General features: G+C 68.0%; 21 protein-coding genes and 1 pseudogene. 8 read left to right on the top strand and 14 right to left on the bottom strand.

Translation table 11 applies throughout. The features are described from left to right. The first annotated feature begins 112 nt into the window (after positions 1-112). A complete protein-coding gene (gene egtB / locus FCU40_RS07730; RefSeq protein WP_168074121.1) occupies positions 113-2,275 on the top strand; it encodes an ergothioneine biosynthesis protein EgtB in 2,163 nt (720 codons plus the stop codon). A gap of 83 nt (positions 2,276-2,358) precedes the next feature. Here egtB and FCU40_RS07725 read toward each other — a convergent pair whose 3' ends face one another. Both FCU40_RS07725 and FCU40_RS07720 read right to left on the bottom strand, forming a co-directional pair. Further along, positions 2,359-2,562 (bottom strand): general stress protein, encoded by a 204-nt coding sequence (locus tag FCU40_RS07725; RefSeq protein WP_004619732.1) that lies wholly within the window; start codon positions 2,560-2,562, stop codon positions 2,359-2,361. Positions 2,563-2,585: 23 nt separating this feature from the next. Further along, positions 2,586-2,741: a hypothetical protein gene (locus FCU40_RS07720; RefSeq protein WP_168074119.1), complete on the bottom strand. Its 156-nt coding sequence runs from the start codon at positions 2,739-2,741 to the stop codon at positions 2,586-2,588. Between the two features lie 117 nt (positions 2,742-2,858). On the opposite strand from FCU40_RS07720, the gene FCU40_RS07715 reads away from it, so the two are divergent. Continuing rightward, on the top strand, positions 2,859-3,527 hold the full coding sequence (locus FCU40_RS07715; protein ID WP_004619729.1) for a DUF1345 domain-containing protein: 669 nt from the start codon (positions 2,859-2,861) through the stop codon (positions 3,525-3,527). Here FCU40_RS07715 and FCU40_RS07710 read toward each other — a convergent pair. From FCU40_RS07710 to FCU40_RS07690, 5 genes are all read right to left on the bottom strand, one after another. After that, entirely contained in the window at positions 3,524-4,249 is a 726-nt protein-coding gene (locus FCU40_RS07710) for a hypothetical protein (RefSeq protein WP_168074117.1), read from the bottom strand. The two genes, FCU40_RS07715 and FCU40_RS07710, sit on opposite strands and share 4 nt — an antisense overlap. A gap of 117 nt (positions 4,250-4,366) precedes the next feature. Further along, complete coding sequence (locus tag FCU40_RS07705; protein ID WP_168074115.1) at positions 4,367-5,797, bottom strand: ATP-binding protein; 1,431 nt, start codon at positions 5,795-5,797, stop codon at positions 4,367-4,369. Further along, positions 5,794-6,558 carry a response regulator gene (locus FCU40_RS07700; protein WP_004619720.1) on the bottom strand — a complete coding sequence of 255 codons (765 nt, stop codon included), beginning with the start codon at positions 6,556-6,558 and terminating at the stop codon, positions 5,794-5,796. The genes FCU40_RS07705 and FCU40_RS07700 overlap by 4 nt, the downstream gene beginning before the upstream one ends. A 93-nt stretch (positions 6,559-6,651) precedes the next feature. Next, complete coding sequence (locus FCU40_RS07695) at positions 6,652-7,362, bottom strand: MBL fold metallo-hydrolase (protein WP_004619719.1); 711 nt, start codon at positions 7,360-7,362, stop codon at positions 6,652-6,654. A 76-nt stretch (positions 7,363-7,438) separates the two neighbouring features. Further along, a complete protein-coding gene (locus FCU40_RS07690; protein WP_168074113.1) occupies positions 7,439-9,058 on the bottom strand; it encodes an amino acid permease in 1,620 nt (539 codons plus the stop codon). 179 nt (positions 9,059-9,237) lie between these two features. Here FCU40_RS07690 and hrpB point away from each other — a divergent pair, with 179 nt between their 5' ends. Next, positions 9,238-11,679, top strand: coding sequence for an ATP-dependent helicase HrpB (gene hrpB, locus FCU40_RS07685; RefSeq protein WP_168074111.1), 2,442 nt, complete (start codon positions 9,238-9,240; stop codon positions 11,677-11,679). 143 nt (positions 11,680-11,822) lie between these two features. Here the strand turns inward: hrpB and FCU40_RS07680 are convergent, their stop codons facing one another. The 5 genes and pseudogenes from FCU40_RS07680 to FCU40_RS07660 form a co-directional block, all read right to left on the bottom strand. Next, complete coding sequence (locus tag FCU40_RS07680) at positions 11,823-12,614, bottom strand: RNA methyltransferase (protein ID WP_168074109.1); 792 nt, start codon at positions 12,612-12,614, stop codon at positions 11,823-11,825. Between the two features lie 5 nt (positions 12,615-12,619). Continuing rightward, positions 12,620-13,531, bottom strand: coding sequence for a class I SAM-dependent methyltransferase (locus FCU40_RS07675; RefSeq protein WP_168074107.1), 912 nt, complete (start codon positions 13,529-13,531; stop codon positions 12,620-12,622). A 17-nt stretch (positions 13,532-13,548) separates the two neighbouring features. Continuing rightward, positions 13,549-14,151 (bottom strand): annotated as a pseudogene (locus tag FCU40_RS07670) (glycosyltransferase); the annotation flags it as partial. A gap of 85 nt (positions 14,152-14,236) precedes the next feature. Beyond that, positions 14,237-15,148, bottom strand: coding sequence for a hypothetical protein (locus FCU40_RS07665; protein ID WP_168074105.1), 912 nt, complete (start codon positions 15,146-15,148; stop codon positions 14,237-14,239). Continuing rightward, the gene (locus FCU40_RS07660) at positions 15,091-15,318 is read right to left on the bottom strand and encodes a DUF6471 domain-containing protein (protein WP_168074103.1); all 228 of its coding nucleotides are present in this window, start codon (positions 15,316-15,318) and stop codon (positions 15,091-15,093) included. The genes FCU40_RS07665 and FCU40_RS07660 overlap by 58 nt, the downstream gene beginning before the upstream one ends. A 111-nt stretch (positions 15,319-15,429) precedes the next feature. Between FCU40_RS07660 and FCU40_RS07655 the strand changes: the two genes are divergently transcribed. Beyond that, a complete protein-coding gene (locus tag FCU40_RS07655; protein WP_168074101.1) occupies positions 15,430-16,392 on the top strand; it encodes an IS1595 family transposase in 963 nt (320 codons plus the stop codon). A 353-nt stretch (positions 16,393-16,745) separates the two neighbouring features. Here FCU40_RS07655 and FCU40_RS07650 read toward each other — a convergent pair whose 3' ends face one another. Beyond that, positions 16,746-17,198, bottom strand: a complete 453-nt coding sequence (locus FCU40_RS07650) for a hypothetical protein (protein ID WP_168074099.1) — start codon at positions 17,196-17,198, stop codon at positions 16,746-16,748. Positions 17,199-17,229: 31 nt separating this feature from the next. Continuing rightward, on the bottom strand, positions 17,230-18,051 hold the full coding sequence (locus FCU40_RS07645; RefSeq protein ID WP_241693566.1) for a glycosyltransferase: 822 nt from the start codon (positions 18,049-18,051) through the stop codon (positions 17,230-17,232). Between the two features lie 255 nt (positions 18,052-18,306). Between FCU40_RS07645 and FCU40_RS07640 the strand changes: the two genes are divergently transcribed. From FCU40_RS07640 to FCU40_RS07625, 4 genes are read left to right on the top strand one after another with little or no spacing between them, the layout of a single operon-like run. Beyond that, on the top strand, positions 18,307-18,942 hold the full coding sequence (locus FCU40_RS07640) for a TetR/AcrR family transcriptional regulator (RefSeq protein WP_004619704.1): 636 nt from the start codon (positions 18,307-18,309) through the stop codon (positions 18,940-18,942). Positions 18,943-18,945: 3 nt separating this feature from the next. Beyond that, a complete protein-coding gene (locus tag FCU40_RS07635; RefSeq protein ID WP_168074097.1) occupies positions 18,946-19,752 on the top strand; it encodes an ABC transporter substrate-binding protein in 807 nt (268 codons plus the stop codon). Then, positions 19,749-20,735, top strand: a complete 987-nt coding sequence (locus FCU40_RS07630) for an iron ABC transporter permease (RefSeq protein WP_168074095.1) — start codon at positions 19,749-19,751, stop codon at positions 20,733-20,735. Before FCU40_RS07635 ends, FCU40_RS07630 begins: the two co-directional genes overlap by 4 nt. Next, complete coding sequence (locus FCU40_RS07625; protein WP_168074093.1) at positions 20,732-21,487, top strand: ABC transporter ATP-binding protein; 756 nt, start codon at positions 20,732-20,734, stop codon at positions 21,485-21,487. Before FCU40_RS07630 ends, FCU40_RS07625 begins: the two co-directional genes overlap by 4 nt. The last annotated feature ends 20 nt before the right edge of the window (positions 21,488-21,507 follow it).

Raw genomic sequence — 21,507 nt, 5'->3', positions numbered from 1 at the left:
CTGACAACCGCTGGCAGCAGGACGCGCCATGGCGTCTTGCCTAAGGCAAGAGGAACACCGAGGTTCCGGGAACGTTGTCGTCGCTCGGGCCGCGAGCCCCACAGGAGAGCTCATGACCCCGGACGACCTGCCCGCCCTGGACGAGGCCGACATTTCGGGCGATGCCCTTCTGGAGCGCTATCGCCGGACCCGTTGGCGCACCGAGTCGTTGGCTGGGCCGCTCTCGCCGGAGGACCAGTCGGCGCAGTCCATGCCCGACGCCAGCCCGACCAAGTGGCATCGCGGCCATACGACCTGGTTCTTCGAAACCTTCGTCCTGACGCCGTTCTTACCCGGCTACGCGCCCTATGACCCGGCGTTCGGCTATCTGTTCAACTCGTACTATGAGGCGGCCGGACCTCGGCAGCCGCGCCCCCAGCGCGGCCTTCTGACCCGGCCCTCGGCTCAAACGGTCGGCGCCTATCGCGCCCATGTCGACGCGGCCATGGCGCGCCTGCTCGAGGGATCGCTGACCGAGGAAATCCGCGAGCGGGTGGAGCTGGGTCTGAACCACGAGGAGCAGCACCAGGAGCTGATCCTGATGGATATCCTGCACCTCTTCGCTCAGTCGCCGCTGAGCCCGGCCTATCAGCCGGGCGCGCCTTCGGCGCGCGTCGACGCGGGGCCGCAGCGTTTTCACCGGTTCGCCGGCGGCTTGGTGGAGATCGGGGCGGGGGAGGAGGGTTTCGCCTTCGACAACGAGCGTCCGCGCCACAAGACCTATGTCGCGCCGTTTCGCCTTTCAGACCGTCTGGTGACCAATGGCGAGTGGATGGCCTTCATCGAGGCGGGCGGCTATGGTCGCGCCGACCTGTGGCTCTCCGAAGGCTGGGCGACGGTGAAGGCCGAGGGCTGGGAAGCGCCTGGCTACTGGCGGCGCGAGGCGGACGGGACCTGGACGACCATGACCCTGCGCGGGCGCCATCCGGTCGATCCGAACGCGCCGGTCGTCCATGTCAGCTATTACGAGGCCGCCGCCTACGCCGCCTGGGCCGGGCGCCGCCTGCCGACCGAGGCCGAGTGGGAAGCCGCCGTGACCGCCAGCGGAAGCGCGTCCCTTCGGCAGGTGTGCGGCGCGGCCTGGCAGTGGACCGCCAGCGCCTATTCGGCCTATCCCGGCTTCAAGCCCAGTCCCGGCGCGCTGGGCGAGTACAACGGCAAGTTCATGGTCAGCCAGATGGTGCTGCGGGGGAGCTGCGAAGCCACGCCGCCGGGCCATTCGCGAGCGACCTATCGCAACTTCTTCCATCCGGGCAGCCGCTGGATGTTCGCGGGCCTGCGCCTCGCCGACGACGACCGCCTGACCGAGGTGACCCCGGAAAACACCTTCCTGAAGGACGTCATCTCGGGTCTGTCGGCCCTGCCCAAGACCCTGTCGGCCAAGTATTTCTACGACGCCGAGGGCTCGCGCCTGTTCGAAGCGATCTGCGACCTGCCGGAGTACTATCTGACCCGAACAGAAACGGCGTTGCTGCGCCGGATCGCGCCGGAGATCGCCGCGCGCATCCCGAGCGGCGCGGCGCTGGTCGAGTTCGGCAGCGGGGCCAGCACCAAGACCCGCATCCTGCTGGACGCGGCGCCGAATATCGCCGTCTATGCGCCGATCGACATCAGCCCCAGCGCGCTCGAGGACGCCGCCGCCAGCCTTCGCAAGGCCTATCCGGACTTGGCCGTCACGCCCCTGGTCGACGACTTCACCAAGGCCATGCGTCTGCCCGACGGCGCCAAGGGGCGCACGCCGGTGGGCTTCTTCCCCGGCTCGACGATCGGCAATTTCCCGCCGGCCGAGGCCGAGGCGCTCTTGTGTCAGGCCAAGGCGTTGCTGGGGGAGGGCGCGCTGTTCATCGTCGGCGTCGACGTCGCCAAGGACCCCGCCGTGCTGATCCCGGCCTATGACGACGCCCAGGGCGTCACGGCGGCGTTCAATCGCAATATCCTGGTCCACATCAATCGCGAACTGAGCGGCACGTTCGATCCGGCCGCCTTCGCTCACAAGGCGGTGTGGAACGCGGCGGACAGTCGGATCGAAATGCATCTTGAGAGCCTGCGCGACCAGATCGTCATGGTCGGCGACCACGGCTTCCGGTTCGCGGCGGGGGAGACGATCCACACCGAGAACTCGCACAAGTATCCCGCGGAGGCTTTCGAGGCGATCGCCGCGCGGGCCGGCTGGACCGTGTCCCAACGCTGGGTCAGCCCTCAACCCGAATTCGCGATTTACGCCCTGACCGCCTGACGGCGGCGTCCGACACGCCAAAACGCGCCGGCTCCGAGCATCTCGGAACCGGCGCGCTGGATCCGAAGATCCGCTACGTCCTTTTAGAGACGTTCGCCTGGTCGACCGCCGCGCGAGGACGAACCGCCCTTGCGTCCGGCGTTCGCCGCCAGATCGCGATCCTTGGCGAAGCTGCGCTTTTCGCTGGGCACGCTAGCTCCGCCCTTCCTGGCGATTTCGCGGCGGCGTTCCGGGTCCATGGCGGCGAAGCCGCGACGACCGCGGGGACGTTCGCTATCGGTGTCCATGTGGGGCTCCTAGTCGGGACTGGTCACAAGGCGGCACGGCGGGGCGCGGCGTCATAGGGACGATCGTCCCCTGGATCGACGGGCGGCGGCGAGGTGGGGGGCTCCTCGACGGGCGTGACGCCCGGCTCGTACTCGGGCGGCTTGGGCTCGGGTGGCGGCGGGGCGTCTGGGTCGGTCACTGGCGTCGTTTCCTGCGCGTTCCGGTGAAGTAACCAGCGAAGACGCTTTCGGTTCACCGCGCGATCGCACTAATTACGCCGCACAGGGATTGGACCCGTCCGAGGAGTCTCCACAGAATGGCCCGTAAGACCAAGCAGATGGCGGATCGCACCTTCGCGCACTGGCGCTTGCCGGCCGCGATGGTGGTCGGGGGACTCGCCTGGGTGATCTTCAAATTCGCCGGCGCGCCGCGCGCCACCCATCTGCTGCTCGCCTGGGATAGCGGGGCGGCGGCCTATCTGCTGACGACCTGGACCCTGTTTCTACGCGCCGACGAAGCCGAGGTCCGGTCGCGCGCCGCCGCCGAGGACGAGGGCGTGCCGGTGCTGCTGCTGATCGTATTGGCCGCCATCGCCGCCAGCCTCGGGGCGGTGGTGGACGCGATGATCGCCGCGAAATCCGCCGGCCCCAGTCTCAAGTTCATGATCGCCACCTGCGCGGGGGCGACGCTGATGCTCTCATGGTTGGTGCTGCAGTCCGTGTTCACCCTGCATTACGCCCACCGTCATTTCGGCAACGGCGCGGGGAAGCCCGGGATCGACTACCCGGGCGAGCCTCCGACCAGCTACATGGACTTCGCCTACCTGTCCTTCAGCGTCGGGGCGACCTTCCAGGTCTCGGACAACAGCATCCTGACCTCGCAGTTGCGCAAGCTGGTCACCGCGCACGCCGCCACGGCCTATTTCTACAACACCGCCATCCTGGCGCTGGGCATCAACATCATCGCGGGCCTGGTGGGCGGCTAGGGCGTAGGGCCGCTGCGTCCTCCACGACCGCCGCCGTGACCGCCGCGCCCGGCCGCGAGGCCCGTCTGGGCCGGCGTCTTGGGCAATTCGTCTAGCTTCAGCACCCCGTCCTTATTGACGTCCAGCAGGGCGAAGCGGGTCTTGGCCGCCTTGATCGCCTCGTCCTTGGTGATGCGGCCGTCAAAGTCGCTGTCGGCGGCCATGATCGGCTCGGGTTCGGCGATCAGGCCGAACAGCGCCGCGCCCTGCAGGACGTTGGTTCCCTCGGGCCTGCGACGCGGCGCGTCGCCGTCCTCGTCCTGGCCCAGGCCCCGTGGGCCGCGGCGCATCGAGGGCGCTGCTCCGCCGATGATTTCGGGCGCGACATGGTTCTCGTAGTTCGAGACCTCGAACCCGTCGAGGACGCCGTTGTGGTCCAGATCCAGCACGTTGAAGAAGCGCACGGAGTCCGCGACGAACTCGTCGCGGCTCAGCAGGCCGTCGTGATTGGCGTCTGCGCCGTTGAACCAGTCGACGACCGGATAAGGCGCGCCGGGCGGGGCGCGAAAGGGCTCGCCGGCCGGACTGATGAACAGCTGAGGGCCGCCACCCATGGGGCCACCGTCTCTCTGGCCGTGGGGACGATCATCGCGTGGCCGATCCGGACCATGTCCTGGCGGTCCGCTGGCGCAGGCGGTCAAGGTCAGGGCCAGGGCGGTCACGCCCAGCGAGCGAACTATCATCCGGAGAGCCTCCAATCGGCCAAGCTTTGAAGCCCGGCCCGATTGCGCGGCGATGTCAGGAGAGCCGACGCGCTTTGCACGGCGGCAACAAGTCCGCCGAGCTTGGCCTCGATCCGGTCAGGCGGGCAGGCGCACGCTGGCGCGCAGGCCGCCGCCCGGACGGTTGATCAGCACCACGTCGCCGCCATGGGCGCGGGCCAGAGAGCGCACCACGGCCAAGCCCAGCCCAATTCCGCCCGTTTCGCGATTGCGTGAGGGCTCGCCGCGATAGAAGGGCTCGAAGACCCGCTCCAGCTCGGCCGGCGGCACGCCCGGACCATCGTCGTCCACCTCGATGATCGCCATGCCCGGCTCGGCGAAGACCCGCCCCCGCGCCGCGCCGCCGTATTTCAGGGCGTTTTCCACCAGGTTGGCGACCAGACGCTTCAAGGCCACGGGATCGCCCTGGATCACCGTCTTCTCGACGCGGTCGACGCTGGCGTCGCCACCTGTCTCGGCCGCTTCGTCGATGACGCTCTCCAGCAGCGACGAGAGTTCCAGCTTGGTGCGCTCGGCGGGGCGATTGGTGTCGCGCACGAAGCCGAGCGTGGCGGCGATCATGGCCTCCATCTGGTCGATGTCGGCGGCCATCTTGGGGCGGATGTCGTCCGGCACCGCCTCGATGCGGAATTTCAGGCGAGTCAACGGCGTGCGCAGGTCGTGGGCGATCGCCCCGACCATGGCCGTGCGGTCCTCGACATAGCGGCGCAGCCGCTCCTGCATCATGTTGAAGGCGGACGCGGCGGCGGCCACCTCGGCCGATCCGGAAAGGCTGAGCGGCGGCGTGCGCGGATCCTTGCCCAGGCGCTCGGCGGCGTCGGCGAAGGCGGTGATGGGCTGAGCCAGGCGTCGGGCGAACAGCCACGCCAGCGGCGTCACCGCGATCACGGACAGGATCAGGATCAGCAGGACGCGCTGCTGCCAGCTGTCGAAGCGGAAGGTCGGCTTGGGCTCGACCACCAGCCAGTGGCCGCCGCTCTGGCGCACGCCCAGCTTGAAGTCGCCGAAGATCAGCGGCTCGTCGCGGCCCTGGCTTCGCCCGCCTGGCGCCGCGCCGGCGCCGCGCTCGCCAGGTTCGCGCGCGAAGGGCTCGCGGGGGCCGCCCCGCTCGCCCTTTGGGCCGTCGTCCTGGGGCTTGGGCGGCGTCACGGGATTGCGGCGCACGAAGAAGCGCGGGCCGTTGTCGATCTGCAGTTCGATGCGATCGGTGGGAACGTCGATGGCGCGCCCGATGCCGGCCTTGAAGTCGGCCCGCTTGGGGCTGTCCGGACCAGAGCTCACACCGAACGACGCGCGCTGCTTGATGACCAGCAGGCGGCCGTCGCGAGGCTGCACCGGCTCTCCGGTCTTCAGCGCCTTGATGATCTCGGCCGCGCGATAGAATTCCGGCGGCGGCGGCGGCAGGGTGAAGATGACCGCGATCGAGATCAGCTGGGCCGCCACCAGGGTGACGATGACCAGGCCCAGCGCCTGGACGAACAGCGGCGCGCCGCGCCGGATGACGCTCATGGGGTGCGCACGACCTTGGCGGTGAACATGTAGCCCTCGCTGCGGATCGTGCGGATCAATTCGCTGCCGCCGCCGTCGTCCAGCTTGCGGCGAAGACGGCTGATCTGAACGTCGATGGCGCGGTCATAGGCGTCGCTGTCGCGGCCGCGTGCGAGGTCCAGCAGCTGGTCGCGGGTCAGCACGCGCTGCGGACGCTCGACGAACGCGCGCAGCAGCGAGAATTCGCCGCTGGACAGGTTCACCACGACCGACTGCGGCGAGCGAAGCTCACGGCGCACAAGGTCCAGCCGCCAACCGGCGAACTCGCAGGCCGCGCCCATGGCGTCGTCGGCGGCGCGGGGCTCCTGGCGTCGGCGCAGCACGGCGCGGATGCGAGCCAGAAGCTCGCGAGGATTGCAGGGCTTGGGCAGGTAGTCGTCGGCGCCGAGCTCCAGCCCGACGATACGGTCCGTCTCCTCGCCCATGGCCGACAGCATGATGATGGCGGGGCCATCGCCGGCCGACGACAGGCGCCGACAGATGGCCAGGCCGTCCTCGCCGGGCAGCATGACGTCGAGAACGATGAGATCGATCGGGCCGCGCGCCAGGGCCTGTTCCATCGTGCGGCCGTCCTGGGCGGTCTCGACGGCATAGCCGTGGCGGCCGAGGAAGTCGGACACCACGTCGCGAATGCCCGGATCGTCATCGACGATCAGGATGCGCGGGGCGGCCCCCCGCGAGGCGTCGAGATCGGTCTGGGCGGTGGTCTGGAGATTTTCCATGTGAACTTTCCTGTCACGGCCCCGTCACCTTCAGATTTCACGCCTGAAACAGCGACGCAACCCGCGTGCGATCCAGTGTCGCATCGCCGTGGCTCACCCCGGGGAGTGGTTCTGGGGCGTCTGATAGGCCGCGCCCTGCGCCTTCATCGCCGCGATCACGCGATCGCCGACGAAGGGGTTGTTGGCGCGCTCGGCGGCGAAGCTGGACATGCCGCCGTGGCCGGGCACGAAGCGCACGTCGCCCCCTAGGGGCCACAGCTTCTGGGTGATCGAGTCGATCAGGTCCTGGTGGTTGCCCAGCGGGAAGTCGGTGCGGCCGATCGAGCCCTGGAACAGCACGTCGCCGACCTGGGCGAACTTGGTCTCGCGATGGAAGAACACGACGTGGCCGGGCGTATGACCCGGGCAGTGGAAGACCTCGAACTCGGTCTCGCCCAGGGTGACCTTGTCGCCGTCCTTCAGCCAGCGGTCGGGGACGAAGACGCGGGCCTCGGGAATGCCGTACATCTCGCCGGACTGCTGGATGCGGTCGATCCAGAACTGGTCGTCCTCATGCGGGCCCTCGATCGGCGCGCCGGTGCGGACCTTGAGCTCGGCCGCGCCGCCCGCGTGGTCCATGTGGCCGTGGGTGATCCAGATCTTTTCCAGTGTCAGGCCCTTCTCGGCGAGGGCCTTGACCAGCCGATCGACCTCGCCGCCCGGATCGATGATCGCGGCCTTCATCGTCTTGGTGCACCAGACGATCGTGCAGTTCTGCTGCAGCGGCGTGACCGGCGCGATCATGGCGGCGATGGGCATGGTCATCGGAGAGGCCTCCAAAACGAAAAGGGCGGGAGCCGAAGCGCCCGCCCTCCATGACCTAAAGCCTATCGGCTGGAGATCAAGAACGCTCTTCCTTCGAGCCCGGGGCCGGAGCGCCCGGCATCGGGGCGACGCCCGTGGGCGGCGCGTCCGCGGCCAGTTCCGGCACGTCGACGACGCCGAGGCGCACGTTCGACTTCCAGAAGCCATAGGCGAAGTAGAAAACCAGGCCGATCGCGGTCCAGACGTAGAACACCGTCTTGGATTCCTTGCCGAGGCTGAGGAACAGGACCACGCAGCCGATGATCGACAGCGGGGCCACGACGAACAGCAGCGGCGTGCGGAACGGACGCGGGCGGCTCTTGTCGGTCAGGCGCAGGATCATCACGCCCAGCGACACCGCCGCGAAGGCGAACAGCGTGCCGGAGTTGGAATAGTCCGCCAGCTGTCCGACGGGCAGGAAGGCCGCGGCGATCGCCACCGCGACGCCCGTGATCAGGGTGATGATCCACGGCGTCTTGAACTTGGCGTGCACGGCGCTGAGGCCCTTGGGCAGCAGGCCGTCGCGGGCCATCACGAAGAAGATGCGGGTCTGGCCGTACATCATCAGCAGCACGACGGAGGGCAAGGCGATCGTCGCCGCCAGGCCGACCATATAGCCGGCGAGCGGATGGCCGACTTCGCGCAGCACGTGGGCCAGGGCTTCCTTCGAGCAGACCAGGGGCGCGTGGGCGCTGGTGCAGGCGGCGCTGGCGTACAGCGCCGGCGAGCCGTCGGCGAAGGGCTGGCCCGTCGCCGGGTCGATCAGCGGCTGGGCGCCGAACGAGCCGATCACGCCGCCGGCCACCAGCAGGTAGAAGATCGTGCAGATCAGCAGGCTGGCGATCAGGCCGATGGGAACGTTGCGTTGCGGGTTCTTGGTTTCCTCGGCCGCGGTCGAGACCGCGTCGAAACCGACATAGGCGAAGAAGATCGAGGCGGCCGCGCCCAGCACGCCCGTCCCCGACGAGCCCAGGGGATTACCCCAGCCGCGCGGGGTGAAGGGGTGGAAGTTCGCGCCGTGTCCCAGCGCGATGGGCAGGGTCAGGACCACGAACAGCGTCAGCGCGGTGACCTTCACGGCCACCAGCAGCGCGTTGAAATTGGCGCTTTCCTTGGTGCCCAGGATCAGCAGGGCGGTGACGACCGCGGTGATCACCACGGCGGGCAGGTTCACGACGCCGCCGACCTCGCCGCCTTGGATGAAGCCGCCGATCGACAGCTTCGGACCCACGGTCAAGGCATGGGGTATGTGGATCCCGACCGCGTCGAGGAACCCGACGATGTGCCCGGACCAGCCGACCGCCACGGCGCTGGCGCCCAGGGCGTATTCCAGGATCAGAGCCCAGCCCACCAGCCAGGCGACCACCTCGCCCATGACCGCGTAGGAATAGGTGTAGGCCGAGCCGGCGACCGGAACCATCGAGGCCAGTTCGGAGTAGCAGAGCGCGGCGACCGCGCAGACCAGGCCGGCGATGATGAACGAGATCATCATGCCCGGGCCGGCCTTTTGAGCGGCGGTGGCGGTCAGAACGAAGATGCCCGTACCGATCACCGCGCCGATCCCCAGCAGCGTCAACTGGATGGGACCTAGCGAGCGATGAAGGGATTTTTTCTCGGCCGTCGCTAGGATCGCATCAAGCGATTTTACGCGCCACATAGTTCCTCCTGGATAGGCAAGACTCCCCCTGGGGTCGCCTTTGGAAAATTTTGCGGACCGTGACCCTTTTATGAGCATGGGGTCAAGGTCGAGCGGTGGATGCGCGTAAATGTTCTCCGCGCGCCTGGCTAGTCCAGCGATGCTTGGCGAGGTGGGCGTCGGACGTTAAAGCGGGCGCGATGTTGCCCATTTTCGAGGCCCTTCCGGCGCTGAAAGGCGCCCTCGCCGAACGGGAGACCGCCGTTCTCGTCGCGCCGCCTGGCGCGGGCAAGACGACGGCCGTTCCCTTGGCGCTCCTGGATGCGCCGTGGGTCGAGGGGCGCAAGATCATCGTGCTGGAGCCCCGCCGGCTGGCCGCTCGGGCGGCCGCGTCTCGGATGGCCGCCAATCTGGGTGAATCGGTGGGGGAGACGGTCGGTTTCCGCGTGCGCCTGCAGTCCAAGGTTTCGGCCCGCACGCGCATCGAGGTGGTCACGGAAGGCGTCTTCACCCGGATGATTCTCGACGACCCGGGCCTGGACGGCGTCGCCGCCGTGCTGTTCGACGAGTTCCACGAGCGCAGTCTGGACGCCGATCTGGGCCTGGCCTTCGCCCGCGACGCGCAAGGGGTGCTGCGCGACGACCTGCGCTTGCTGATCATGTCGGCGACCCTGGACGGCGCCCGAATCTCGGCCCTGCTGAACGACGCGCCGGTGGTCGAGAGCCAGGGGCGGATGTTCCCGGTCGACACCCGCTATCTCGGCCGCGATGAGCGCCAGCGGCTTGAGGAGCGGGTCGGCCGCGCCGTCGAGCGGGCCTTGGCCGAGGAGACGGGATCGATCCTGGTCTTCCTGCCGGGCCAGGGCGAGATTCGCCGCGCCGAGAGCTGGCTGAACGAGCGGCTGCGCCGACCGGACGTCGACGTGACGCCGCTGTACGGGGCCTTGGAGCCGGCCGCCCAGGACCGCGCTATCTCGCCGTCGCCCGCCGGGCGTCGCAAGGTGGTGCTGGCCACCTCGATCGCCGAAACCAGCCTGACCATCGAAGGCGTGCGCGTGGTGATCGACGCGGGCCTGGTCCGTGTGCCGCGCTATGACCCGGCCAGCGGCATCACGCGGCTGGAAACCGTCCGGGTCAGCCGCGCCGCCGCCGACCAGCGGCGAGGCCGCGCGGGGCGCACCGAGCCTGGCGTCTGCTACCGCCGGTGGGACGAGCCGGAGACCCGCGCGCTGCCGCCCTTCGCGCGGCCGGAGATCCTGGAGGCGGATCTCTCGCGCCTGGCCCTGGATCTGGCCCGCTGGGGCGCGCGCGATCCGTCGGGCTTGACCTTCCTGGACCCGCCGCCGGCCGCCGCCTTCGCCGAGGCGCGAACCCTGCTGACCCGCATCCAGGCGCTGGACGGGCAGGGGGATCTGACCGCCCACGGCAAGGCCCTGGCCGACATGCCGCTGCCGCCGCGCCTCGCGCACATGGTGGTCCGCGCCGCCGCCTCGGGCCAGGCGCGCGAAGCGGCCGAGATCGCCGCCGTGCTCACCGAGCAGGGACTGGGCGGCAGGGACGTCGACCTCCGCCGCCGGTTGGAGACCCTGCATCGCGACCGCTCGCCCCGGAGCCGCGACGCCATGGCCCTGGTCGAGCGCTGGAGCCGCGCGGCCGGCAAGCCGTCCAAGGCGCCCGAACTCGAGATCGGCCTGATGCTGGCCGAGGCCTATCCCGAGCGGGTCGCCAAGGCGCGCGGCAAGCCCGGCGAGTTTCAACTGGCCGGCGGGCGCGGAGTCTATCTGGAGCCGACCGATCCGCTGGCCCGCGAAGCCTGGCTGGCGGTTGGCGAGCTGGGTGGCGGCGACAGCCGCGACCGCATCCTTCTGGCCGCCGCCGTCGACGAGGCGGACCTTCGCGAGGCCTTCGCCGGCCGCCTCGTGGCCGAGGACCGCCTGGAGACCGCCGGGGGCAAGGTGCGCGCCAAGCGGCTGCTGCGCCTGGGCAAGCTCGTCCTCGAAGAGCGCCTCATCGAGAACCCGGACCCGGCGATGATCGTCGGCGCGCTGATGGACCAGGTCCGCGCCGAGGGTCTGTCGGCCCTGCGCCTGGGCGAGCGGGGCAGGGCGCTGCTGGATCGCGTCGCCTTCCTGCGCGCCGTCGATGGCGAGGACTGGCCCGACCTCTCCGAAGCGACTCTGATCGCGCGGCTCGACGAATGGCTGGAGCCGCTGCTGGCCGGACGTTCCTCGCTCTCCAGCCTGGACGAGGGGACCCTGCACGACGCGCTCAAGACCCTGGCGCCCTGGGACCTGCAGCGAAAAATGGACGCCCTGCTGCCCGCGCGGTTCGAGGCGCCGACGGGCAACACCTTCGCCATCGACTACGCCGCCGAGGGCGGACCCCGCGTCGAGGTGCGGGTTGGGGAGCTCTACGGTCTCGCCGAGCATCCCAGCGTCGCCGGCGGTAAGGTGCCGCTGACGCTCGCCTTGCTCTCGCCCGCCCACCGCCCGATCCAGATCACCAAGGACCTGCCGGGCTTCTGGAAAGGCTCCTGGCGCGAGGTGAAGGTCGAGATGAAGGGGCGGTATCCGAGGCACGTGTGGCCGGACGATCCGGCCAACGCCGCGCCGGTGACGCGGGCGAAGCCGAGGGGGACGTGATCATCTCATCAGATGCTCCCCCGCGATGCGGGGGAGCTGCCGGCGGAGCCGGCTGAGGGGGCAAGCTGGCCACCCGCCCCGTTAGCCCCCTCCGGCCCTCTGGGCCACCTCCCCCGCGTCGCGGGGGAGGATCTGCGATCCGTCTACCCCGTCACCGTATAGATCATGATCCCGGTCGCCACCGACAGGTTCAGGCTGTCCGCCCGCCCGCGCATCGGGATCTTCACGTTCACGTCGCACGCCGCCGCCAGCTCGGGCGGCAGGCCCTGTTGTTCGTTGCCCATCAGGATCAGCGACGGCTTCACATAGTCGGCGGACTTGTGGTCGACCGTGGCGGTCAGGAGCGTGCCCACCACGCTGCCGGGCCAGGTCTCGCGCCAGGCGAGGAACTCGGGGATGGTGGCCTTGGCGATCTTCACGGCGAAGATCGAGCCCATGGTCGCCCGCACGCCCTCGACCGAGTAGGGATCGACGCAGTCGCCGACCAGGATCACCCCGCCGCAGCCGGCCGCGTCGGCGGTGCGGATCACGGTGCCGAGGTTGCCGGGATCGCGGACGGCCTGCATGGCCACCCAGCACGGCGCGCTCTCGGGCACGATCGCCGACAGCGGCGTGAAGACCTGCTTGAAGACGGCGACCACGGCCTGCGGGTTGTCGCGGCGCGAGACCTTCTCCAGGATTTCCCGATTGACCTCAATGACTTCGCCGCCGGCCTTCAGGCACGCGGCGACGGCCTTCCTCAGCATCGGATGGTCGGCGGCGTCGGGGCCGTACATGACGATCTTGGGCGCGTGGCCGCAATCGATCGCCTCGATGACGATCTTCAGCCCCTCGGCCAGGAAGAGGCCGCTTTCCTCGCGCTCCTTGCGCATGTGCAGGGCGCGGACGGCCTTGACCGTGTTGTTGGTCAGGGAGGTGACGGTCTTGGTGTTCATCGCCGTTACCCTTCCGACGACCAGCGGGCGAAGAAGGACAGGCCGATCTGGCGGTCGCCCTTTTCCTCGACCAGCGCCAGTTCGCCCCAGTCGATGACGCCGCCCCGGCCTTGCAGTTCCTGGGCCAGCAGGCCCGACATCGCCGCGCCGGAGACGCGGGCCGCATAGGCGTTCATCAACAGGAACGAGGCGTCGTCCGACAGCAGCGCCGCGCAGTCCTTGGTCAGGGCCGCTAGGTCCTCGAACAGTCGCCAGACCTCGCCGTCGGCGCCGCGTCCGAACTTGGGCGGGTCCAGGATGATGCCGTCGTACTTGTTGCCGCGCCGCACCTCGCGGGCCACGAACCTGCGGGCGTCCTCGACGATCCAGCGGATCGGCTTGTCGGCGAGGCCCGCGAAGGCGGCGTTCTCGCGGGCGAAGCCGACCGATTTCTTGGAGGCGTCGACGTGGGTGACGGCCGCGCCGGCGGCGGCGCAGACCAGCGAGGCCACGCCCGTATAGCCGAACAGGTTCAAGACCTTGGGCTGAGGACCTGACGCGCCGGCAAGCGCCCGGACCCGCTCGTCCTGCCAGGCCCAGTTGGCGGCCTGCTCGGGGAAGAAGGCCAGGTGCCGGAAGGGCGTGAACTGGCCGTGGAACCTGGCCGCGCCCCAGGCCAGATCGAACTTCTCGATCGGCTTGCCCTTGAAGCGCCAGCGACCGGCCTCGTCCTCGTCGGTCGGGTCGAAGACCGCGTCGGCGTTCTCCCAGACCTTGGTCGCGAGACGCGGCTCCCAGAAGCACTGCGGTTCGGGCCGCACGACGGTGTAGCGGCCGTAGCGCTCCAGCTTCTTGCCGTGACCGCTGTCCAGCAGGGCGTAGTCCGCCCAGCCGGTGGTGCGCATGACAAGGGGGGCGGGAGCGATCTTCGGAGCCATCGTTCGCCCATACCGTTTTAGGGCCTCATGCGTCCAGAGCGCGGGGCGTGAAGGGTCTTGTCCCAGTGGTGCGGCGCGGTGACGAACTGGTGCAGGGCCTTGCCGGCCGCGACGCTCTGCAGGATCCAATAACCGGCCATGCCGAACAGGTGCAGCGACTTGGGCTGGGCGCCGGCCCGCAGCATCCCACGCGCGCCGGCGATCGCGGCGGAACCCCAGCCCAGGACGTAGAGCATCAGGTCCCACACCGGAAAGCTGAAGGTCCCGTCCGGCAGGTAGTCGGCCATGGCCATGATGATGGCGGCGCCCATCACCGGCCCATGCAGGTGCGACGAGGCGACCGACTGGGCCAGGGTGAGAACCATCGACAGCGCGTTGCGCGGCTGGCGCGCGACAAGGCCGCGTCCATGCACCGCCAGGGTCTGCATGTGACCCTTGATCCAGCGCGCCCGCTGCGGAAACCATTGGCCCCAGGTGGTCGGCGCGGTTTCCCAGGTGGGCCGCTGGATGACGCCCAGGCGATAGCCGGCCGCCGCCAGGCGAAACCCGACATCCGCGTCCTCGGTGACGTTGTAGGGATCCCAGGCGCCGATTTCCCGCAAGGCGGCCGTCTTGAAGTGCGGTATTATGTAGCAAACACACCTACGGCGAAAACGCCGGGTTTGCTGGTGATGCCGGGTCTCAAGGGAGAGACCTGAAGTGATATCAATCTTGGGATTTTGCTGGATTTCCAGGCCACTTGTCGGTTCGCTTCAGGCAATCGCTGTCAACTCCGTTGTGCTCCCAGTGGTGAATGAAGCGCATTGCAACACGGCCGGGATTTTCGGGATTGGGATCGGGGACCGCCTCAAGCTTGACGGCAAACTCTGTTCTGTGACGCGGCCTAAACAGAACATCGTTATACTCTGCCCATCCCCAAATGTAGATGTGGCAATTGCCACTGGATATTTCACTAATAAAATGCGGCTCTATTGCTATACCTGTGGCGAAGGTTTCCGCTCCTGGACCAATCATGGAAATAGCGTAGTCGGAGAATTTGCTAGTTTCGTTTCCGGAACTATCAAGGTCGGGGAAAGTGTAGTGGCTAGTAAGTGGCGCTTCAAAACTTTTCCACGCACATCTAAAGACAGTCTTGGTGGCTGGTGTGGACCCGCTATTCTGCCAAACCGGCTGAACGACAAACTTTCCAGCTATCATATTTCCTTCGTAACGGCATACATGAAGCCATGCGCGCTCGACATTCATCAAAGCACGTTTGGCAATATTCAAACTATAGGCCGTAAAGCTAACTGTGATGACAAGGCCAATGAACTGCAACCACCCAAGCATCACTTGGTGATTTGCAGATTCAAGGGACTTAACGCTTACGCACAAGGCGTACTCGTTACTATCTCTGGGGCTCTTGCAATCTGGCTTATATATTGGGGTCCGTCGTACAGCGTTGATTGGAGCGGACACCGGCGCAGATGGCTGGGCTGGGTAGGTGCTGGAATTGGATTTTTGGCGCTGATTGGTCTGTGTCTGCTCAGCTTGGGCTTGTAACCCACTTGTTACAGCAATCAATCCAAGCGCAGCGACGAACACCCAAGCGCGGTAAGTGCGGCCAATAGAAACCATGCTGGAAACGCCCCTCGGTTGATCTTGACCTGAACACCGCCTTCGGTTTCCGGCAAGCCCATCTCGGTAAGGCGGCGCGCAAGTTCGGCGTTCTTGACCCCGGCGCGCGTCATTTCCGCTTTTAGGTAACGTTTGGCCTTATCGGCCCATTCGTCGCTAGTTCCAGCCATAACGGCCTCCAGACCGATTCACCTGAAACCATACATATCCGTCGCTTTTGCTATTGCAAGTGTCGGCTCAATATCATACATATCTGTTTGTCAAACAGACGGATATGACTTGTGTCGCAACACTTCCTCCTTTCAGCCGCTGCCAGGACGCTTTCGCTGTCCAAGGTCATGCGCCTGTCGGAAGATGAGGCGTTTGAGACCTTCAAGGCGATCCGTTGGGATGACAACGGCGGCGAGCCCTATTGCGGCAAGTGCGGCTGTACGGCGGTTTATACGTTCAAGGCTCGCCGGATCTTCAAGTGCAAGGGCTGCAACGCCCAATTCAGCCTGACCAGCGGGACGATCTTCGCCAGCCGCAAGATGAGCCTGCGCGACATCTTGGCGGCTATCGCAATCTTCACGAACGGGGCCAAGGGCCACAGCGCCCTCCAGCTCTCGCGTGACCTGGATTGCCAGTACAAGACGGCCTTTGTCCTGACCCACAAGCTGCGCGAAGCGATGGCCAAGGCCCGCGACGAGGCCAAGCTGTCGGGCGAAGTCGAAGTGGATGGCGCGTACTTCGGCGGCTACGTGAAGCCCGCCAACGAAAAGGAAAACCGCCGCGACCGTCGCCTGTCGGAAAACCAGAGCGGCAAGCGCCAGGTCGTCGTCGTGATCCGCGAGCGCGGTGGCCGCACCCTGCCGTTCGTCGCCAAGGCGGAGCGCGAAGGCGTGGCCCTGGTCGCCGCCAACGTCGAGGCGGGCGCCACCGTTCACGCCGACGAGGCGACGCATTGGGATAACCTGACCGCCAAGTTCGCCACCCGCCGTATCAATCACAGCGAGGCTTACTCGCTGGACGGCGCTTGCACGAACTGGGCTGAAAGCTTCTTCAGCCGCATCCGCCGCGCCGAGGCCGGTATCCACCACAAGATCGCGGGCAAGTACCTGTCGGCCTACGCCCGCGAAATGGCGTGGCGCGAGGACTTCCGCCGCACGTCCAACGGCGGGCAGTTTGTCATGATCGTGGATGCGGCTATGGCCGCGCCGGTGTCGCGCCAGTGGAAGGGCTACTGGCAGCGTAGTGCGGCGTAAAAATCGCCAACATTTTCACGTGAAATTTCCACAGGAAAATGGAGGAATCTTCGTTGCGTTTTTCGACGCAAAACCCTCGCCGGAATCGCAAGGCTGTTGACGCGATTCAACGTGATATGTATCACCATCGTCGTTGACGAAGCCGTCAAACGAAAAGGCAGGCCGAGTTTTCACCCGACCTGCCCCGTGTGCCGCCACCTTTAGCGACTGCGAACTGTACCGACGGCCAGGTCAGTACAGCCCCCCGAAGGCGAATCGTTAGAATCGCCCCCCGTGACAAGAAAAAGGCATAAGGCGCCCGCCAAGGGCGCGTAAAGGCGCCTGGTTAAAAATATTTACGCATAAAGAAAGCCTTATGCGGGCGAGTTGAGCCGCCAAACGTACTCCCCGCTGATCTTATCCGCCGTCCTGGCGACGATCCCCGCATCCGCCATAAGGCGCAGGGCCTTCCCCATGCGCTTGACGATGTCGGTCAACATGCGGCGGTCTGCGATCTCCTTGCCTTCCTCCTTGGCCAGGGCTTCGGCCATTTGGCGGGACGTGCGGGGGCCGTGGTCGCGTAGCTGGGCGATGAGGTACTGTCTCAGCTCTCCTCGGTAGAACAGGACCACGCGAGGGACGCGGGCGGTTAGCTGTACGTCGCCCTGATAGCCTAGGGTCTCTAGCGTCCGGTCCAAAGCGTCTAGGTCGTTGGCGATGCGGGCCTGTTGCTCGCGGATCACCGCCAGTTCCTCCAGCATCTCGCCGCGTCGGAACAGCAGGGCGGAAATCGCGTGCTGATAGGTCTCTGTCGTCTGTCGGGCCATGCCGATAATTTACCCCCGCGCCCCCTTTGGGTCAGCGGATGGCTTGGTGTGTTTGATACATAATACCGTTGAAGTGATTGCTGGTGCCGCCCAGCGGGAACACCAGTCCCCAACGCGCCAGGGCCGGCAGCAGAACCTCGAAATGGGCGGCGTATTCCAGCCGAAACTGCGAAGGCAGGAACAGAGGGAACGCCGGCGCCTCGATCCGCAGCGGCGCCTGCAGACAGGCCAGGCGCGCATCCGAGGCGGCGAAGCGGGCGGCGGCCTCGCGCAGCTGCCCGGCGTCGGGCATGTCCTCGGCGTCGTAGATGACCACCAGCTCGCCGCGCGCTCGCTCCAGCGCGTAGTTGCAGGCGCGCGGCTTGGTCTTCGGCGCGCCGGGCGGCGCGATCAGCACCTGGACGAAGGCGGGCAGGGCGATGGCCCTGACCGCCGCCCGCGTGACCTCGTCGTCGGCCTCCAGCACGATCAGCGCCTGCAGGCGATCGCTGGGATAGTCGAGGGCCGAAAGGTGCTCGACCAGTTCGGCCACGACCTCGGCCTCGCGATAGAGCGGCGCGATCAGGGTGTAGGCGGGTAGTTCGGCGTCGACGAGAGGCGGAGCGCGCTCGGGCCTCAAGGGCGTACAGGCGGCGGCCAGACGCGTCAGCCCGCCGACCAGAAAGATCGTGAAGAAGCCGTGGTGGATGGCGACGCCCGCGAGGACGGGGTCCAGCGCCACGCCAATCGCGGCCAGCAGACCCGCCAGCGTCACCACGAACGCCTGCGTCCTCGACAGCGTCCGGTGGGCGCCGTCGCGGTCGACGGCCAGAGTTCCGATGGCCTCGTCGGACATCGACTCCGTCGCGGACATGGGGTGGCTTTCCGGCGCGAACGCCGGGTCAAGTCGTCTTTCCTCGCGCGGCAACGGAAGCCCCCGATACGCTTGCTCGCCTCAACGCAGCGGATAACGGAATCTCAACCTGAAAGTGTCAAATAGAAAAATATCAATCTCGGAGCGAATTTTCGGCGGGGCGCTTCCGATATTCTCCTGGAACGCACGTTCTTGCGACGGCTGAGTGATTCCCGTTTAGTGTTCCTTCGGGGACAGCGAGGGGAAGCCAAGTCCGTGACGGTCGTTCTGAAGAAGCCTCAAAAATCGGCCAGAAAGCCCAAGGGCGACGGGCACATGCGCCGGGGAGAGATCCTGGCCGCGGCCGAGAAGATCTTCATCGCCGAGGGTTACGCCGGCGCGACGATCCGCAAGATCGCCGACGCGGTCGGCGTGTCGTCGACGGCGCTCTACATGCACTTCCGCGACAAGGACCAGATCCTGATGGAGATCTCCAGCGGCGCGATCGAGCGTTTGCTGGACCTGAACACCCAGATCGCCTCCCGCCCCGTGGATCCGGTCGCCCGCGTGCGGCTGATGCTTGAGGCCTATATGAAATTCGCCCTCGACAACCCCAACACCTACCAACTGGTGTTCTGCGGCGGCGGCGACCAGATCTCGCCCGACAAGATCGCCGACGTCCTGGCGCTGGGCGATCGCTGCTTCGAGAAGTTCAGCGAGCCGGTGCATGATATCGCCGCGCGGGGTCGGCTGCGTTCGGGCTCGCCGGTCGAGGCGGCCGAGGTGCTGTGGAGCGGCTGCCACGGCCTGGTCTCGCTGCTGATCACCAAGCCCTCGCGCGGTTGGTCGAACCCCGACCAACTGATGAAGGTGATGCTGGACGGCTTGCTGCACGGCCTGGTCACGGACTGATTCATGAACGCCGCCAAGGCCTTGTGCGCGCTTCTGGCGGCGGTTTCGCTCGCGCCGGCCGTCGCCGTCGCCGCGCCGCGCGTGATGTCGCTGGATTCGTGCGCCGACCAGTACGTGCTGGCCCTGGCGCCGCGTGACAGCATCGTCGGCCTTTCCTATCGCGCCGTCGCCTCTGACAGCTACATGCGCGCGGAGGCCAAGGGCCTGCCGCTTCGTCGCGCGACCTTCGAGAGCCTGGTCGCCGCGCGGCCCGACGTGGTGGTGCGGCTGTGGGGCGGCGACGCGCGCCTCTCCAACGGCCTGCGGAAGAAGGGCGTGACCACGGTGGCGCTGGACGACGCGGCCGACTTCGACGGCGTCCGCGCCAATGTCCGCAAGGTGGCCGCCGCCCTGGACCGTCGGCCGCAAGGCGAGGCGCTGGTGGCGCGGATTGACGCCCAACTGGTCCGGTCGGCCGGGGCGGGGAAGGGCAGGCCGGCGCTTTACCTGACGCCGGGCGGCTATACCTCGGGCTCCGGCACCCTGATCGATGCGATGCTGAAGGCGGCGGGCTATTCGAACGCCGCCAAGACGCCTTCCTTCGCGCCGGTGTCCCTGGAGCGGATGGTCATGGAGCCGCCGGCGGCGGTGGTGCTGGGCCTGTTCGACCTGATCAAGGCCGGATCCGACCGCTGGGGGCCGGGGCGGCACGCGGCGCTGCGCCAGGCGCTGGCGGGACGCACGGTCGCCTCGCTGCCGGCATCGGTGGTCGGTTGTCCCGGCTGGTTCGCGGCCGAGGGCAGCGCGATGCTGGCGCGGTCCAGCCGATGAGCCTGCTCCGACTGTGTCTCTTGATGCTGCTGCTCCTGGTTGGCGCGGCGGCGCTGGCGGTGTCGCTGGGCGAGACTCCGCTCTCCCTGGCGCAATACGGCCAAGCGCTGAGCCATCCCGCCAGCCCGCCGGGCGAGGTGCTGTGGAGCATCCGCGCGCCGCGCGTCGCCGTCGCCATTCTGGTGGGCGGAGCCCTGGGACTGTCGGGAGCGACCATGCAGGGCCTGTTGCGCAATCCGCTGGCCGATCCGGGCGTCCTCGGCGTTTCGGCGCTGTCGGGCCTGGGCGCGGCGGTCGCGATCGCTTCGGGATTGGCGGCCGCGCCGGGCGCGATCGAGCTCTCGGCCCTGGTCGGCGCGCTGCTGGCGGGCGGCATGGTCGTGGCCCTGGCCGCGCGGTTTCGGGAACCCGAGGCGCTGATCCTGTTCGGCGTGGCCCTGTCGGCGTTCGGCGGCGCTCTGACGGCGCTGGTGTTCAACCTGTCGCCCTCGCCGGTGGCGACGGCCGAGATCATGGCCTGGCTGATGGGCTCGGTGCAGAACCGCGACTGGATCGACGCGGCGCGCGCCGTGGTTCCGATGGCGCTCGGCGCGGTCCTGTGTCTGCGCGCTGGCCGGGGCCTGCGGATGCTGACCCTGGGCGAGGAGGCCGCGCGCCTCTCGGGCCTGCCGATGACCCGCCTGCGGGTGTTCGCGGTGGCGGGCTCGGCCCTCCTGACCGGCGCCGCCGTGGCGGCGGCCGGGGTCATCGGCTTCGTCGGGCTGGCCGCGCCGCACCTGGTCCGGGCCCTGGTCCGCGACGATCCCAAGCGTCTCCTCTGGCCCTCGGCGCTCGCCGGCGCGCTGCTGCTGGTGCTGGCCGATCTGGCCGCCCGCCTGATCCCGACCGAGCAGGAGCTGAAGCTCGGCGTGGTGACGGCCCTGTTCGGCGCGCCGGCCTTCGCTCTTCTGGCCTGGCGCGCTTCGCGGAGCTGGCGGTCGTGAGCGCGCCCTGGTCCCTGACCGGTCTTACCGCGCGCCATGGCCGCCGCGCGGTGCTGGAGCAAGCCTCCCTGACGGTCGTCGCCGGCGAGGTGGTGGGCGTCGTCGGTCCCAATGGCGCCGGCAAGACCAGCCTGCTGCGCGCGGGCCTGGGCTTGCTGACTCTCGATGCGGGCGAGGCGCGTCTGTCGGACCGGCCCGTGGGCGCGCTGGCGGCCGAACAGCGCGCGCGCCTGGTCGGCTATCTGCCGCAGGATCGCCGCCTCGCCTGGAACCTGCCGGCCCGCATGGTCGCCGCCCTGGGCGCGAGCGACTTGGCCGACGACGCGGCAGACGCCCTGGCCTTGGACTGCTTGGCGCGCGTGGGCGGCGGAGCGCTGGCCGATCGCGGGGTGCTGGACATGTCTGGCGGAGAGCGGGCCCGCGTGCTGCTGGCGCGCTTGCTGGCGACCCGCGCGCCGCTGCTGGTCGCCGACGAGCCCGTGGCGGGACTGGATCCGGACGCTCAGTTGTTGACGCTCGATCTGCTGCGCGCCGAGGCCGACCGGGGCGCGGCGGTGGTCGTGACCCTCCACGACCTGGGCCTGGCGGCGCGCGCCTGCGATCGGATCGTCGTCGTCGACCATGGCCGCATCGTCGCGGAAGGGCCGCCGCGCGAAGCGCTGTCGCGCGACGTTCTCGGTCAGGTCTTCCGTCTCGACGGCGAGCTTGTCGAGACGCCGGCCGGGCCGTTGCTGGCGGCCAAACGCCTTTAGGGCCTTATCCGCTCGAATGG

The sequence above is a fragment of the Caulobacter sp. SSI4214 genome, from assembly GCF_012184455.1.
Classification (GTDB): Bacteria; Pseudomonadota; Alphaproteobacteria; order Caulobacterales; family Caulobacteraceae; genus Caulobacter; species Caulobacter vibrioides_E.
Note: the sequence above shows the minus strand (reverse complement) of the source record. Positions and strands in the feature narration are given on the sequence as shown.